The 14,524-nt window shown below is 65.9% G+C and carries 10 protein-coding genes; 8 read left to right on the top strand and 2 right to left on the bottom strand.

From position 1 onward, the window contains the following. Positions 1-170 precede the first annotated feature (170 nt). The 5 genes from EDF69_RS09110 to EDF69_RS09090 all read left to right on the top strand — a co-directional run bounded on the left by EDF69_RS09110 (position 171) and on the right by EDF69_RS09090 (position 6,968). The gene (locus EDF69_RS09110) at positions 171-2,645 is read left to right on the top strand and encodes a tellurite resistance TerB family protein (RefSeq protein ID WP_165890027.1); all 2,475 of its coding nucleotides are present in this window, start codon (positions 171-173) and stop codon (positions 2,643-2,645) included. A gap of 32 nt (positions 2,646-2,677) precedes the next feature. After that, positions 2,678-3,925: an ATP-binding protein gene (locus tag EDF69_RS09105; protein ID WP_425336616.1), complete on the top strand. Its 1,248-nt coding sequence runs from the start codon at positions 2,678-2,680 to the stop codon at positions 3,923-3,925. Continuing rightward, the gene (locus tag EDF69_RS09100; protein ID WP_132883562.1) at positions 3,906-6,107 is read left to right on the top strand and encodes a DEAD/DEAH box helicase; all 2,202 of its coding nucleotides are present in this window, start codon (positions 3,906-3,908) and stop codon (positions 6,105-6,107) included. The genes EDF69_RS09105 and EDF69_RS09100 overlap by 20 nt, the downstream gene beginning before the upstream one ends. Before the next feature lie 379 nt (positions 6,108-6,486). Continuing rightward, positions 6,487-6,702 (top strand): hypothetical protein, encoded by a 216-nt coding sequence (locus EDF69_RS09095; RefSeq protein WP_132883563.1) that lies wholly within the window; start codon positions 6,487-6,489, stop codon positions 6,700-6,702. Between the two features lie 2 nt (positions 6,703-6,704). After that, positions 6,705-6,968 carry a DUF3892 domain-containing protein gene (locus EDF69_RS09090; RefSeq protein WP_132883564.1) on the top strand — a complete coding sequence of 88 codons (264 nt, stop codon included), beginning with the start codon at positions 6,705-6,707 and terminating at the stop codon, positions 6,966-6,968. Between the two features lie 43 nt (positions 6,969-7,011). Here the strand turns inward: EDF69_RS09090 and EDF69_RS09085 are convergent, their stop codons facing one another. Next, positions 7,012-8,007 carry a helix-turn-helix transcriptional regulator gene (locus EDF69_RS09085; protein WP_132883565.1) on the bottom strand — a complete coding sequence of 332 codons (996 nt, stop codon included), beginning with the start codon at positions 8,005-8,007 and terminating at the stop codon, positions 7,012-7,014. A 100-nt stretch (positions 8,008-8,107) separates the two neighbouring features. Between EDF69_RS09085 and EDF69_RS09080 the strand changes: the two genes are divergently transcribed. The 3 genes from EDF69_RS09080 to EDF69_RS09070 all read left to right on the top strand — a co-directional run bounded on the left by EDF69_RS09080 (position 8,108) and on the right by EDF69_RS09070 (position 12,718). Then, positions 8,108-11,512, top strand: a complete 3,405-nt coding sequence (locus tag EDF69_RS09080; protein WP_132883566.1) for a TM0106 family RecB-like putative nuclease — start codon at positions 8,108-8,110, stop codon at positions 11,510-11,512. Further along, positions 11,512-11,847, top strand: a complete 336-nt coding sequence (locus EDF69_RS09075; RefSeq protein WP_132883567.1) for a hypothetical protein — start codon at positions 11,512-11,514, stop codon at positions 11,845-11,847. The genes EDF69_RS09080 and EDF69_RS09075 overlap by 1 nt, the downstream gene beginning before the upstream one ends. Positions 11,848-11,917: 70 nt before the next feature. Then, a complete protein-coding gene (locus EDF69_RS09070; protein ID WP_132883568.1) occupies positions 11,918-12,718 on the top strand; it encodes a hypothetical protein in 801 nt (266 codons plus the stop codon). 426 nt (positions 12,719-13,144) lie between these two features. On the opposite strand, the gene EDF69_RS09065 is transcribed toward EDF69_RS09070, so the two are convergent. Then, on the bottom strand, positions 13,145-14,008 hold the full coding sequence (locus EDF69_RS09065; RefSeq protein ID WP_132883569.1) for a hypothetical protein: 864 nt from the start codon (positions 14,006-14,008) through the stop codon (positions 13,145-13,147). Between the last annotated feature and the right edge of the window lie 516 nt (positions 14,009-14,524).

The raw sequence follows: 14,524 nt of genomic DNA, 5'->3' as shown, positions 1-14,524 counted from the left end.
CCAGCGCCGAATCCAGACAGAGCGTCCCGGACGCTTGTCATGCTGCAACAAATCGATCGCCCGTTCAAAGAGTAACAGCAGTCCGCATCAGAACTTAAGGCCCCGTTGCGATGCGAAAAACTATGGAAAAGCCGCCCGGACTGAGACAGCATGGCGACCGTGGGGGGAAGATGAGCGAATCTGGAGGCTGGATCGCGCGTATGGCGCGCCGATTCGGCGACATTCTTGGTGGAGGCGCCGCGTCGAACGTTGATCTTGGGACGTCGTCCGAGGCCCGCGAGAGCTTTTGGGCGGAGGAGCCCGAGCGACATCGCTCGTCAGAAGCCGCACCCGCCTCGCCAGCCGGTTCGAACGGCACGAGCGGCTCCAGCATCCGCCGTGATGACAACGGCCGCTACGTGGTGGCAGGCTGGACCTTCTCAACGCTCGAGCAGGCGCTCGAATTCGAAGCGGACCGTGCTCCGCCTATACAGGCACCGATCCTACACACGCCGCCTGCACCGCCGCCTACGAGCACGGTCGCGCCTTTGGTCTCGACCACGACCTCCCAGATCGTGCGTCCGGTTACCGCCAATCGAGCCGTGCCGCGCTGGATCGGATCACCCGAGGCGCTTTCGGCAGGCGGCGTCGGCTTCGAAGCCGACATGGTGTACTTCGGAACGCCGCTTCGTCACGAACCGAGGCACGACCACTCGCGCATCGATCCGACGCTTAAGGTCGACACGCGCGGTGATCCCGCGGGCACGACCCTTGGCTACTGGCCATCGTATCGGGAGTTAGATCCACGCGCGCGCGCGACCTATCTCGGTTGGCTGACGGGCGGGCGCCGCGCCGTGCCCGTGCCCAGTGGCTACCTGTTCGTTTTCTTCTACGGATTGGAGCAGCGCCTCCTAGTGGACGACGCGCGTGCCGATGCGCCCGCGATCTTCTCTGAGCTGCGCAGGCTCACGGCGCTCCACCATCAGGACTACTCGTTCCAAGGTTACGCCTCCCGGCTCCTCGCCCTCGCCGCACTGTACGAGGACGAAGACGATGCCCGTCCAACCGCCGAGGGTGCCCGCAACTGGGACGTGGAGCTTCCACTCGACGTACGCATTCGGCTCGGGCGGCGGCTCAGGGACGGCGTGCCCTTCAACGCCGACGACGCGCTCAGGTGGGTCCTGGCGCTTCCCGACGTCCACCTCCGCACCCCTGGCCAGAGATGCTTCGCCGAGCTGCGCGACCTGTGGAACGCCAGGTTTGCGGTCCGGCACCCCGATGGGCTGACCGTGCGACGTCCCAAGAAGACGCTGCGGCACGAGTACAGGGCGGCCAGCGGCAAGTTCAGCGTCGACCTCAGCGTGGACGAACTACCCGACGTGTCCGGCATCTCCGCGCCGCTCGGACCGCTGCGGGCCATGCTCGACCTCTGCATCGACGACCTCTCGGTCTACAGCCGGCTCGTCGGACGCGATCCTGACGCGAGGGGCAGGCTCCACGCCGAACTCCTGCTCCCCGCCGAACTGCGGGACCGCAACCCGGCGCTCGCCTCCTGCCGCGAGCGGCTGGAGAAGCTGGTCGGCGGCGAGACCCGCGGCGTCATAGCGGCTGTCGAGCTCGCGCGACTGCTCGACCTCGACGTGGACGAGACAGTCGACAAGCTGCCGACGGCGGTGGTTCGCCAGATTGGCATGGCGCTCGATGCGTTGCAGCACGGCTGCGAGCCTGACCGGCGTTACGGTCCGGCGCCGACGACGCGGGCTGACACGCCGATAGCCGTCTTCCCTGCCCCTGGCGGTGGAGCGGTCGAGCACGAGCGGCAGGCCTATGCCGACGCGCGAACGGCCATGGAGATCGCCGTGCTCGCCGCCGCGTCAGACGGCGAGGTCGTCGCGGCTGAACTCGAAGCGGTCGAACGGCGCCTCCGTTCAACGCCCGATCTCGCGGAGCACGAGATCGCCCGCCTGGTCGCGTCCGGTCGCGCCCTGGCGGCGGATCCACCGAAGGTGCGCGCTGCGATGAAGCGCCTGGCGGATGCACCCACCGCAGCCCGCGCCTCGATCGCGTCCGCCGCCGTAGAGGCGGTGCTCGCCGATGGCATGGTGCAGCCGGGTGAGGTGAAGTTCCTCGAGACGCTGCACGCCACGCTGAACCTTCCCGCCTCCGCTCTCTACGCGGCGCTTCATCGCGGCGCGGAGGACGTGGGACCGGTCTTGGTGGAGCCCGGACGCCCCGAGGAGCTGATCTCCATACCGTCGGAGCCGGTCTCGTCCTCCGTCGCGATCGATGCCGCGAGGCTCGCGCGCATTCGGGGCGAGACGTCACGCGTTTCCGCGCTGCTCGCCACCATCTTCGTCGACGAGGAGCCCGAGGCTTCGGCACCGGCCGCCGCGGCACCCAGGCCCACTCCCGGTGCGACCAATGGCTTCGATGGTCTGGATGGCCCGCACTCCGAGCTCCTGACGCGTATCCTGTCCGGCCCGCTCGATCGTGGCGCGTTCGACGGCGCGGCGGCCGCGCTCAGGCTCATGCCGGAAGGCGCAATCGAGACGATCAACGAATGGGGATTCGACCGGTTCGGCGAGCCCGTCCTTGACGATGACGACATCGTCAGGGTTTCACCCGAGATCCTGGACCAGATCATGCCCATTGGAGCCGCAGCTTGAACGCCATTCGTCGCAAGGACCGTGACCTGATCGTGCAGGCGCTGTCCGCCGGGGTCGTGCCCCGTGTCGGGCTGCGCCACATCCAGGTCGGCCGCTCGCGCGAGGTCGAAGCCCTCGTGCGCGACATCGATCGCATCGCGGACGCGGGCTCCGCCATGCGGTTCGTCATCGGCGAGTACGGCGCGGGCAAGACCTTCTTCCTCAACCTCGTCCGGCTCATCGCCCTCGAGCGAAAGCTCGTGACCGTCCACGCCGATCTCGCCCCGGACCGCCGCATCCACGCGACAGGCGGACAGGCGCGAGGGCTCTACGCTGAGGCGGTGCGCAACATGGCGACCCGCACCCGACCCGAAGGCGGAGCACTGCCGAGCGTCGTCGAGCGTTTCGTCACGGAATGCGTGCGCGAGGCCGAGGACGCCGGCAGCCCGGTCGAGCGGGTGATCGACCGCCGGCTCGCACCGCTTCTCGACATGTTGGGTGGTCACGACTTCGCGTGCGTCCTCAAAGCGTATTGGCGCGCCCACGAGGACGGCGACGACGCGTTGAAGGCGGCGGCGCTGCGCTGGCTTCGAGCGGAGTTCCCGACCAAGACGGAGGCACGGCAGGCGTTGCCGGTCCGCAGCATCATCGACGATGCGGACGTCTACGACACCTTCAAGCTGCTGTCCGGCTTCGTGCGCATCGCCGGATACGCCGGCCTTCTCGTGGTCTTCGACGAGCTCGTGAACCTCTACAAGCTGCAGAGCGCCCAGGCTCGGAACCAGAACTACGAGCAGATCCTGCGCATGCTGAACGACGTCCTTCAAGGCAACGTCGAAGGGCTCGGCTTCGTGCTGGGCGGCACACCCGACTTCCTCCTCGACAGCCGTCGGGGGCTCTACAGCTACCAGGCCCTGCAGTCGCGCCTCGCCGAAAACAGCTTTGCCACCGAGGGCCGGATCGACATGACCGGGCCGGTCCTGCGCCTGCAGAGCCTCTCCCCGGAGGATCTGCTCGTGCTGCTCTCGAACATTCGTTCCGTGTTCGCGCTGGGCGACCCCGCAGCCCATATTGTGCCGGACGAGGCACTCACTGCTTTCATGGAGCACTGCAATCGCCGTATTGGCGAGGCCTACTTCCGCACGCCGCGCAACACCATCAAGGCGTTCGTGCAGCTGCTGGCCGTCCTGGAGCAGAACCCGGGCACGGACTGGCGCGAGCTGATCGGCGGCATCGCGCCGGAACCCGAAGAAGCCGAGGACACGGACGCGGACGACGAGCTTGTCGATCTCCGCCTCTGAACCGTCCTCCTTCGATCGTCTGCATCCCGAGATCAGGCGCTGGATCCGCGACCAGGGATGGACCGGTCTGCGGCCCATCCAGGACGAGGCGATCCGCACGGTGCTCGGCTCGGAGGCGGACGTCGTGGTCATGGCGGGAACGGCTTCGGGCAAGACCGAGGCCGCCTTCCTGCCGCTTCTTACCCAAGCGGCAGGGGCTGGCGACGGGGGCCTGCGCATCCTGTACGTGAGCCCCCTCAAGGCGCTCATAAATGACCAGCACCGGCGGCTGGAGACGCTGTGCGAGCGGCTTGAGATGCCCGTGACCCGCTGGCACGGCGACGCGCCGGCAGCGGCCAAGGCCAAGCTGCTGCGTCGCCCTGCGGGTGTCGCCCTGATCACGCCGGAGTCGATCGAAGCGCTGCTGCTTCGTCGGCAGGCGGACGCGGCCAGGCTCTTCCGAGGCCTCCAATCCATCGTCGTCGACGAGCTGCACGCGTTCCTGAAGGGACCACGCGGTCTCCACCTCTCCTCTCTTCTCAGACGTGTCGACCGGCTTTGCGAGAAGCGGCCGCGGCGCATCGGATTGTCGGCCACGTTGGGCGACGATGATGCGGGCCGTCGCTGGCTGAACCCCGCGCACCCCAAGATGCCGGTAGTGCTCCGCTCGCGGGACGGCGGCTCTGGGCTCAAGCTGCAGGTGCGCGGCTACGAGGAACCGCCCGAAGCAAGCGGCGTCGACGAGATCGCCGATGACGGGGACGACGCGCTCAGCCGCATCGCCGACCACATGTTCGAGCACTTGAGGGGTTCGAACAACTTGGCTTTCGCAGGATCGCGCAGGACGGTGGAGGCGCTAGCCGATCGCCTTCGTCAGCGATGCGTGGCCAAGGGCCTGCCCGAGGAGTTCTTCCCGCATCATGGCAGCCTCGCGAAGGAGCTGCGCGAGGAGCTTGAGCTGCGCTTGAAGGCGGGCGACCTTCCCACCACGGCGGTCGCGACCACCACGCTCGAACTCGGCATCGATCTCGGCAACGTCAAGTCGGTCGCGCAGGTCGGCGCGCCGAAGTCGCTGGCGGCACTCAGGCAGCGGCTCGGTCGGAGCGGTCGTCGCGGGGATCCTGCCGTGCTGCGCATCTACGTGCGCGAGCGCCACGTCGCGGCGGACGCCGATCCGCTCGACCAGCTCAGGATCGGTACGGTGCGCGCGGTGGCGGCGGTTCGCCTGCTCATCGAAGGCTTCGTCGAACCCGCGGGCGACGACCCGTCGCTCGCCACCGTGGTGCTGCACCAGACGCTGTCGACGATCGCGGCGGACGGCGCGATCCGCCCGGTCGCGGCGCACAGGGCCATCTGCGACAAGGATAGCTATCTGGCGATGGGCACGTCCGAGTATGCGGCCCTGCTGCGCGGTGCCGGTCGGAAGGATGTCGGCCTGCTCGAGCAGACTTCCGGCGGCCTGCTGATGCTCGGTCCGGAGGGTGAGCGCGTCACCGCCGCGCACGACTTTTACGCCGTCTTCGAAACCGACGACGAGTGGCGTCTCGTCACCGGCGGCAGGACGCTGGGCACCGTGCCCATCACGAATGTTCTCGCGATCGGGGCGCTGGTCGGCTTTGCGGGACGGCGCTGGCGCGTCGAATCGGTGGACGACAGGGCGAAGGTGCTCGTGGTTGCGCCGCACCGGGCGGGCAAGCTGCCGAAATTTGACCCGCCGACGGGCGAGCCCGTGCACCCTCGACTTTCGCAGGAAATGCGGCACGTGCTCGGGTCAGAGGACGTGCCCTCCTATCTCGACCCCGCCGCACGCGCCTTTTTGGAGGAGGGTCGTGCGGCCTACAGACGGCTCGGATTGGACCGGAGCTGCGCGATCGCGGCGGGTCGTGACACGGTGCTCGCGACCTGGGCGGGCACGGCAGTCAATGACATCTTGGTGGTCCTGCTTCGGTCCGCCGGGCTGGAATGCCAGGCAGACGACGTCGCCCTTGAGATCGCCGACTGCTCACCGGATGAGCTGCGCAGACTGCTCAGCTCGATAACCGAGATACCCTCCACTGAGGCCCTTGCGAGCGTCGTGAAGAACCTCCGCGGCGCCAAGTACGACCAGTTCGTGGACGAAGACCTGCTCCGCCGGCTCTGGGCGGAGCGAGCCAAGTCCTCTCGCGAGCAGGCGATCGCCACGATCAGCGATCTCGTCTGGTAATCCGCGCAAATCGGAAACGGCGGCCAGAGTTGGTTAGGAGCTGGACTACCAGTGGCGAATTACCACAGGCTAGTTGGTTTTATTGAGAGACCACAATGCAACGCTCGGAGCTGCCCTTCATCTCACCAAAAGCGGCCGTAAGTTCATGAGAGATGTGGCGTGTTCGTAGGCGATATCACACGTGATCATTCAGAGCTGACCACATTAGTGGCCAATCTGCCGGTTCGCTGACCCAGGAACTCGGGAGACGGGCGCCGTACCAAACAACGGCACCCGACGCGGGGCGTCTACAAGGTCAAGACGACAGGATCTGTCCGGCAACTCCATCATCTTCCTTCTCGCGGCGAATCACTGCCGCGAAGCAATGGAGCGTGATCTTATGAGCAAGGGTCGAAGCGGCGGCAGCTACCGCAGCGCGATCAGCGGGCGGTACGTCACCGCCAGCCACGGCAAGGCAAGCCCTCACACCACCGTCCGCGAAAGTCCGGGCACGAGCGGCACGTCCGGCGGTCACTCCCGCAGCGCCATTTCAGGGCGGTACGTCACCACCGCACACGGCAAGGCGAGTCCGCACACCACCGTCATGGAGAAGTAAGAATGGCGAAGCGCTATGTCCGGGCGACCGGCAAGAACATGCAGGGCGACATCACCAAGCTCTGCAACTCGGGCGAGTACTGGTCGCCCCGCACCAAGGCAGACGCGATCAGCGACATCGAGAGCGGCCTGCACGAATACTGGGTTAACTGGGCCGGCTCGCCGGAAACGAAGATTCGGGTCGTGAGCGGGCCCATGGGCAAGTACCTGCGGACCGACCGGGACACCACGTCGAAGAACAACCTCGACGACCTTCCGGACTGCTGATGTCCGGGGCGCGGGGTCGGGGCTCGCCCCGACCCCCATGACGCTACGGCATGGAGGCGAAGTCGTCACGGCGATGGTCCTCCACCATCCGTGCGAGCTCCGGCGGCGACAGCACCTCGACCGCGTCGCCCCACATGTAAAGATGCCAGCACATCTCGAGCAGGCCTGCCGCGCGGAACCTGACCACCAGCGAACCGTCCTTCTCGCGCTCGACGGTCTGGGCGGGATGGAACAGGAAGCCAGTCGCTCGCAGTGCGGCGCGCGGGGCGAAGCGCCACGCGACGTCGTGGATCCCGTCCTCCTGCTGGAACGATCCGAAGCAGCGCTGCGCGTGGTCGTCAAGGTCGAAGCCCGCCTTGCGCACGAATGACTCGGGCAGGACGGTGGCCTCCTCGATCGCCTCCACGCGAAAGTGCTGGATACCGCTGCCCACCTTCTCCAGATCGACGGCCACCAAGTATCGGCGGGCTCCCAGCAGCAGCCCGTGCGGCGCGACGATCCGCTCGCGGGCGATCTTGTCCTTCCAGCCGCAGTAGCGAATCCGCAATCGCGAGGTCCCCTTCAGCGCCGTGGAGATGGCATGGTCGATCCCCTCGCGCCCCACGGGCCGTGGTCCGGGCCGGGCCGCATGACCCAGCGCGAGCAGGAGCGCGTCCTCGTCGGCCTCGATACGGCGGCTCCGCTCGCTGGGGATGAGCGCCAGGATCTTGGCATGCAGCGATCTCAGCGCCTGCACCTGGTCCGCGCCCGCGCCGTTCGTCAGCATCTCCTCGGCCAGGGTCAGGGCGGCGAGCTCCTCGGCGGTGGGGGCGAGAAGCGGCGCGATGGCCTTGTAGGGAAGACGCCAGCGCATCTTCCCCGACTCCTCGTCACGGTAGCTGTCCAGTTCAGGGAAGCGTTCGCGAAGAGCCACGACGACACGCTGCGCCGTTCGGTAGTCACGCTCGAGGACATCGGCGATCTCTTCCAGGCCGATCCCCCGTGCACTTGCCGCTCGCGACGCGACGGTCAGAAGATCGATCGCGTTGCGATAGGACATCCTCAACCCTCCCCGTGCGACAGGATCTGTCCTGTGGCGACATCATGATGGACATGCATGATGCAGTCCAGCGGATGGCGATCCGCAGATCGGGGGAAAGATGCGGAACTACGGCGGACGGACGATCTTCTCGGCGAGCGACCTCGTCAACTTCATGGGCTGCGGCCACGCCACCGTACTGGACGTGCGGAATCTCGCCTCGCCGACGACCTTCGCTGCCGAGGACGAGAACGCCGTCCTGCTGCAGGAGAAAGGCATCCTGCACGAACGCGCGTACCTGCGCCGCCTGCAGGACGAGGGCCGCTCCGTAGTCGAGATCGCCTCCACCGGAACGCTCGAGGCACGCGCCGAAGCGACCCGGCGCGCGATGCAGGAAGGTCATGACGTCGTCTACCAGGGCGCGTTCCTGGTCGGCCGCTGGCACGGCTACTCCGACTTTCTCCTTCGGCGCGACGACGTCCACTCGTCGCTGGGAGCTTACGCCTACGATGTCGCCGACACGAAGCTGGCGCGGTCGGCCAAGGCCAAGCATGTGCTGCAGCTGTGTGTCTATGCCGAGATGCTCGCCGAGGTGCAGGGCGTGATTCCCCCGCAGATGCACGTGGTGCTCGGTTCGGGCGAGATCACCTCGCTGCGCACCTCGTCGGTGCTGCACTATTTCGGCTTCGCGCGCCGCCGGTTCGAAGCGTATGTTGACGCGCCGCCGGCGACGTCGGCCGGCGACCCGTGCGGACACTGCACCTTCTGCCGCTGGTCAGATCGCTGCGAGGCCGAATGGGAGGCCGCCGATCACCTCTCCATCGTCGCGGGAATGGGGCGCGGCCAGATCGCCGCCCTGCGCGGCGCCGGCATCGACGACATCGAAACGCTCGGCCTGCTGCCGGCGGGAACCCGCATCGACGGAATGCAGCCCGATACCGTGGTGCGGCTCTCGAACCAGGCGCGCCTTCAGGCCCATCAGCGACGGACAGGGGAACGGAAGGTTGAGACCCTCCCGGTCCAGCCCGGCCGCGGCTTCGCGCGGCTGCCGCGGCCCGATCACGGCGACATGTTCTTCGACATGGAGGGCGATCCACTGTTCGATGGCGGGCTCGAGTATCTTTTCGGCTTGGTCGCCTTCGACGGTGACGGCGAGGACCGATTCCACGACTTCTGGGCACATGATCGCGAGAGCGAGAAGCTCGCGTTCGAACAGACCGTCGACTTCATGGTCGACCGGCTCGCCCGATTTCCTGCGGCGCACATCTACCACTATGCGGCGTACGAGCAAACCGCGCTCAAGAAGCTCGCGATGTATCACGGCACGCGCGAGGCGGAGGTCGACGACCTTCTGCGCGGCGAGAAGTTCGTCGATCTCTATCGCGTCGTCGCCGAGTCCATCCGGACGTCGGAGCCGCGCTACTCGATCAAGAACATGGAAGCCTTTTACCTGCCGGGCGGCCGCCAGGGCGAGGTCAAGAACGCCGGCGACAGCATCATCATTTACGAGCGCTGGCGCCGCCTCGGCGACGAGCAGCTGCTGCGCGAGATCGCCGACTACAACGAGATCGACTGCCGCTCGACCCGCATGTGCCGCGACTGGCTGCTGTCGCTCCGGCCCGCCGGTACCCCCTGGTTCGAAGGCCGCGAGGTCGCGGCTCCGGATCCGGCCAAGACGGCGGCGCGGACCGAAGCGGAGGAGCGGACACGCCGCATGGCCGAGGCGCTGATCGAAGCCGAAGATGTGCCATGGCGCCGGCTGCTGGTCGACCTGCTCGAGTTCCACCGCCGCGAGGCGAAGCCGTCCTGGTGGGCGATGTTCGCGCGTCAGGACATGGACCGCGAGGCGCTGCTGAACGACGCCGAGAGTCTCGCCGAGCTCATGCCTCACCCGACGATCGCGCCCCGAAAGGAGAAGCGCTCGACCGTCCATACCTTCACCTTCTCGGCGCAGGATTTCAAGCTGAAGGTCGGGGACTCTCCCCTCCGCTCCGGAACGCTCGAACCGGCCGGTGACATCGTCTCGCTGGACGAGGAGGCGCGCGTCATAGAGTTGAAGCTCGGCCCCAGCCGCTCGCCGCTGGACCCCGGGGCGGCGCTCATCCCTACCGGCCCGATCGGTGACGCCGTCCTGCGCGCCGCCATCCACCGCTATGCCGAGCATGTCGCCGCAGGCGGAGATCGGTACGGTGCGATCACCTCCGTTCTCCGCCGTGACCGCCCCAGCCTCTCCGGCCGCACGCCGGGCCAGGCGATCGTGGCCGATGGTACCGACGCAACCGCCGGCGCCATCGAAGCCCTGCTTGCGCTCGACGACAGCTACCTCCTGATCCAGGGCCCACCGGGCGCAGGCAAGACCTATACGTCGTCCCAGGCGATCGTGGCCCTGCTCGCCGCCGGCAAGCGGATCGGCATCGCGTCCAATTCGCACAAGGCCATCAACAACCTGCTCGCCGACGTCGAGGCGATGGCCACGGCGCAGGGGCTGAGCTGCCGGGGCATGAAGAAGTCGAGCCGCGAGGATCAGGCGCTCGGCACGCGCGGCTGGATCGAGGACGTGATCGGCGGGAACGGCAGCGGGGTTCAGTCCCACCATCAGCTCGTAGCGGGCACGGCATGGCTGTTCGCACGCGAGGAGATGGACGAGGCCTTCGACTACCTCTTCATTGACGAGGCCGGCCAGGTCAGCCTTGCCAACATCGTCGCCATGGGCGTCGCCGGACGCAACGTCGTGCTTGTGGGCGACCAGATGCAGCTTTCCCAGCCGATCAAGGGCACGCACCCGGGCAGCAGCGGCATGTCCGCGCTCGACTACCTTCTCGAAGGCCATGCTACCGTTCCCGCCGAGCAGGGCGTGTTCCTGCCCGTCACCCGGCGCATGCACCCGGACCTGTGCCGCTTCATCTCCGATGCGGTGTACGAGGGGCGGCTGGAAGCGGAAGCGACCACCGCCAGCCAGCGCCTGGAAGTCGACTGCACGCGGGATCCGGATGCGCTCGCGCCCGCTGGCCTGCGCTTCGTGGACGTTGAGCATGCCGGATGCACGCAGCGGTCGCAGCAGGAGGCCGACCGGCTCGCCCTCACCTACCGGGCCGTCCTGGGCGGACGATGGACCGATCGGCATGGCGATCAACACGTAATCGGTACCGACGATATCCTCGTGGTGTCGCCGTACAACATGCAGGTCGAGCTGCTGAAGCGCGTGCTCCCCGATGCCGCGCGGGTCGGGACCGTGGACAAGTTCCAGGGCCAGGAGGCGCCGGTCGTGCTCGTCTCGATGGCGACCTCCTCGGGCGACGACCTGCCGAGGAACATTGAATTCCTGTATAGCCGCAACCGGCTGAATGTCGCGATCAGTCGGGCCAAGTGCCTGGCGGTGATCTACGCCAGCCCGCGCCTGCTCGAGATTCCCTGCTCCACTATCGAACAGATGGAGCTGGTGGATGGCCTGTGCTGGGCCAAGCAGTTCGCCAACGAGCAGCGGGACCGGTCGGCCGCCGCCATCGACGAACGTCGTGCCGCCTGATGACGGGATGCGACCCGGGCTACAGTCAGCGCCCGCGCCTTGAAGATATTCGCACCGATCTGCCGCTGAATGCCCGGCTAGTGGTGCGCGAGGTCTGGTCAGGCAGCGGCGATGGCGCCGTGATTGTGCACGAGCAGTATCAGCGGCCCGCCAGGTGGTGGCACCCCGCCACCCGTCTAATCGGCATCATGATGAATATGCTGGCGATCGGCTGGCCAGTGATCCTGCTGTCGTACGGCTGGACGAGGACAGCGACGGTGTTCGCCGCAGCGGACATCGCGCTTCTCGCCACCGGGTGGGAGGTGATGAAGTCGGGCGAGAAGAGATGGCTGTGATCATACCGATAATGAAACATTAGCCGCTTGCGGACCACAGTCATGAAGTAGAACTGGAGACCTGCAGACGATGTTCGATGATGAAGACGCACCGCAGTACAGCAACGACGGTCCCGAACGGGCCGATACCGACAACACGCCGGTAGACGTCCGAGCTGTCTGGTCCGAACAGCTGGAACGCGGGTGGCATGGAGTGAAGGTAGCAGACTGGGCCGGCCTCTATCTGCCTGCCAAGCTCGACGCCGACATCCGCTTCCTCGATCTGCTCGTTCAGAAGGTGCCGACATTCGCACGCGTCGCCCAGCGGCGACGGCGCGAGGCGGTCGGGGACCTCATGCGCGATCAGTACCTGCTTCCGTGGACGAGAAAGAAGTGCCCGCAGTTCTTCACCGAGGAACGTGCAGGTCAGCCGATCGAACTGAAGGACGTCGAGCACGGCTTCCCGGTCGCCCAAGTCAAGTCGCTCGTGCTGATGGCGATCGAGGACGGTGATGTCGAGCAGGCCCGCAAGCGCCTGGTCTATTGCTGGCTTATCCCGACGGTGAACTGCACGAACATCACGCATCGTGCACTTCCGGGCCGCTGCGAAGACTTTGATCGGCCGCTCGACCGATACTCAACTCGCCACGCTAAGCTGCAGGAACTCACCACCTACCACTTTCAGGGTGCGCCCATGACCCTAAGGCGTTTCGACGGCGCCATCATCGATCCGGACACCTACAGCCGTGCGCAACTGCTGGAGGATCTCCGGACCATCGATCAGCTAAGACCGATCGTCGACGGGCTTGACGGGCTGACGTTCCCGGACTTGGAAGAGGAAAAGGCGTACACCAAGCGAATGACCAACCGTACGAGGAAGGTTGAGGCCTGATTGACGCACCGAGCCGATGAACCGCGGCACAATGGTTCATCGGCTCAGTCCAGCTTGCTCGGACCTGCCAGACGAGAATCGCGCAACGTTCGGGTGCCGCTCCGCGTCGAGACTACGGATGCTACCGACCTTTGGAGTTGATCTCGCGATCCGAGATTATCTTAGGGGCGAGGCGATGCTCTAAGGCCGCTTTGATCCTCCAGAACCGGCCATGGGCGATCGAGGCGCTTTGCCGCCCTCCGGCGACGGATGAACGAAGGGCCGTTTAATCCATCTCAGCGCCCGAAAGCGGACAGGCCGTAACCCCCTCAAAAGGGGAACTTACTCCCCTACTTCGTACTCGCCGCCGCCACACTTCGCTGTAGCGGAACTTATCGGCCCCTGACTTTTCCAGACAGCGTCGCAAACATCGATCAGGTGTGACGCTCAAGAGAAGCCATCGAGCACTTCGCCTCGGTCCCACGCTGCCTCACCGGGAACGACCCCCGCACGCTTGAAGCTCTGCATGTCCTGGCTGCTTCGCGGTGCGGCGAGCTTCTCGTAATTTTTAACGACGTCGAGGATAGCATCTCGCAGAGAGCGCTCGAACGCGTAGTCGCCGACCCACGCGTACAGCACCGACATGATCTGCGCGGTTTCTGCTCGACGCTCCTTACGAACACGAGCTTCTAACTCCGATCTTTTCTGCTCATTGCGCTCGAAGCGTAGTTCGTCTGCCATTTCATCCGACGGCACAGCGCCGCTCAGCGCGCGCATGATTGCCCACGCCGGACCCATGGCGAACATGGGCTCCATCTCTGAGCGTAGCGCCTTGTACACCGCTGATTGTAGAGTGGCTTGATCGTCCGCCTTTGCCTTGACCAACGCAGCTTCAGCCAAGTCGACCCGCTCTTGCGCCCGCTGGAGGGACTCCTTGGCCTTCGTGACGTCGTAGTCCGCACGGGTAACCGTTTGAGACTGCCGCTGCAGGTCACGCGATATGGATTGTCCGTGGGTCGTCGGTCGCTTAGGCGCTGACCGTTCGTAAGGCCCTGGCCCCCCGCCCAGCCACCGCTCCCACAACTTCGGGTCGATCCGATCAGGCGTCATGGCCATCGCAACTGCATTGAGGTACGCTGAGCGATCCTCCTCAGTGCGTAGCACCGACAGGATGTTCAGATTGAATACGAGAGCACTGCTACCGCCTGTTGCGAAAACAACGGCGATCCGCTCATTGATCTCGTCTTGACCGCCGGCCTCGCCGTCCGGCAATCCAGACGGATCACTGACTGCTTCGTCTTCTAGCGACACGATCGTTCTCCATAGCGCCCTACCGTTGCGCACTATGATGAGGAACCAAGTCAGTGAAAACGTCAACCACCCCCATGTGATCTCCGTATCTGACACGCATCTCTTGGCGGCGTGCTAACACGTCAACGGCATGTCAAATTCATGTTCTATGATGAGGAAATCGCTTTCTGCGACATGTCAAACCGGCGTTTTTGACATGCTTAAAAAGTTGGGCGCAATACCGTAAAACTGGGGGACCCACTTTTACCTTGCTCTCACGCGCGCGTGCGCGCGAGGGGATCGGGGTCGAGGCCCCCTACCCCGCCGGTCGCATCGATCAGCGATTTGACACGGTTTGTGCCGCGTGGCCGCGTCAGGTCCTCCACCGGCTTCGACGGTTCCGGAAGGCGGCGCTGCCTTGGGCACCGATGAGGTGAAGGTCCGAAGGTGCGGGCTCAATCGAGCCCCGATGGTGAAGTAAAATCTGAAGGGGCTTGCCGCTCGCCGCGATGACGGGCGGCCACGCAAGCGAAAGTC

The sequence above is a fragment of the Sphingomonas sp. JUb134 genome (assembly GCF_004341505.2).
In the GTDB taxonomy this organism is placed as follows: Bacteria; Pseudomonadota; Alphaproteobacteria; order Sphingomonadales; family Sphingomonadaceae; genus Sphingomonas.
This window is presented reverse-complemented; position numbering and strand designations above follow the sequence as displayed.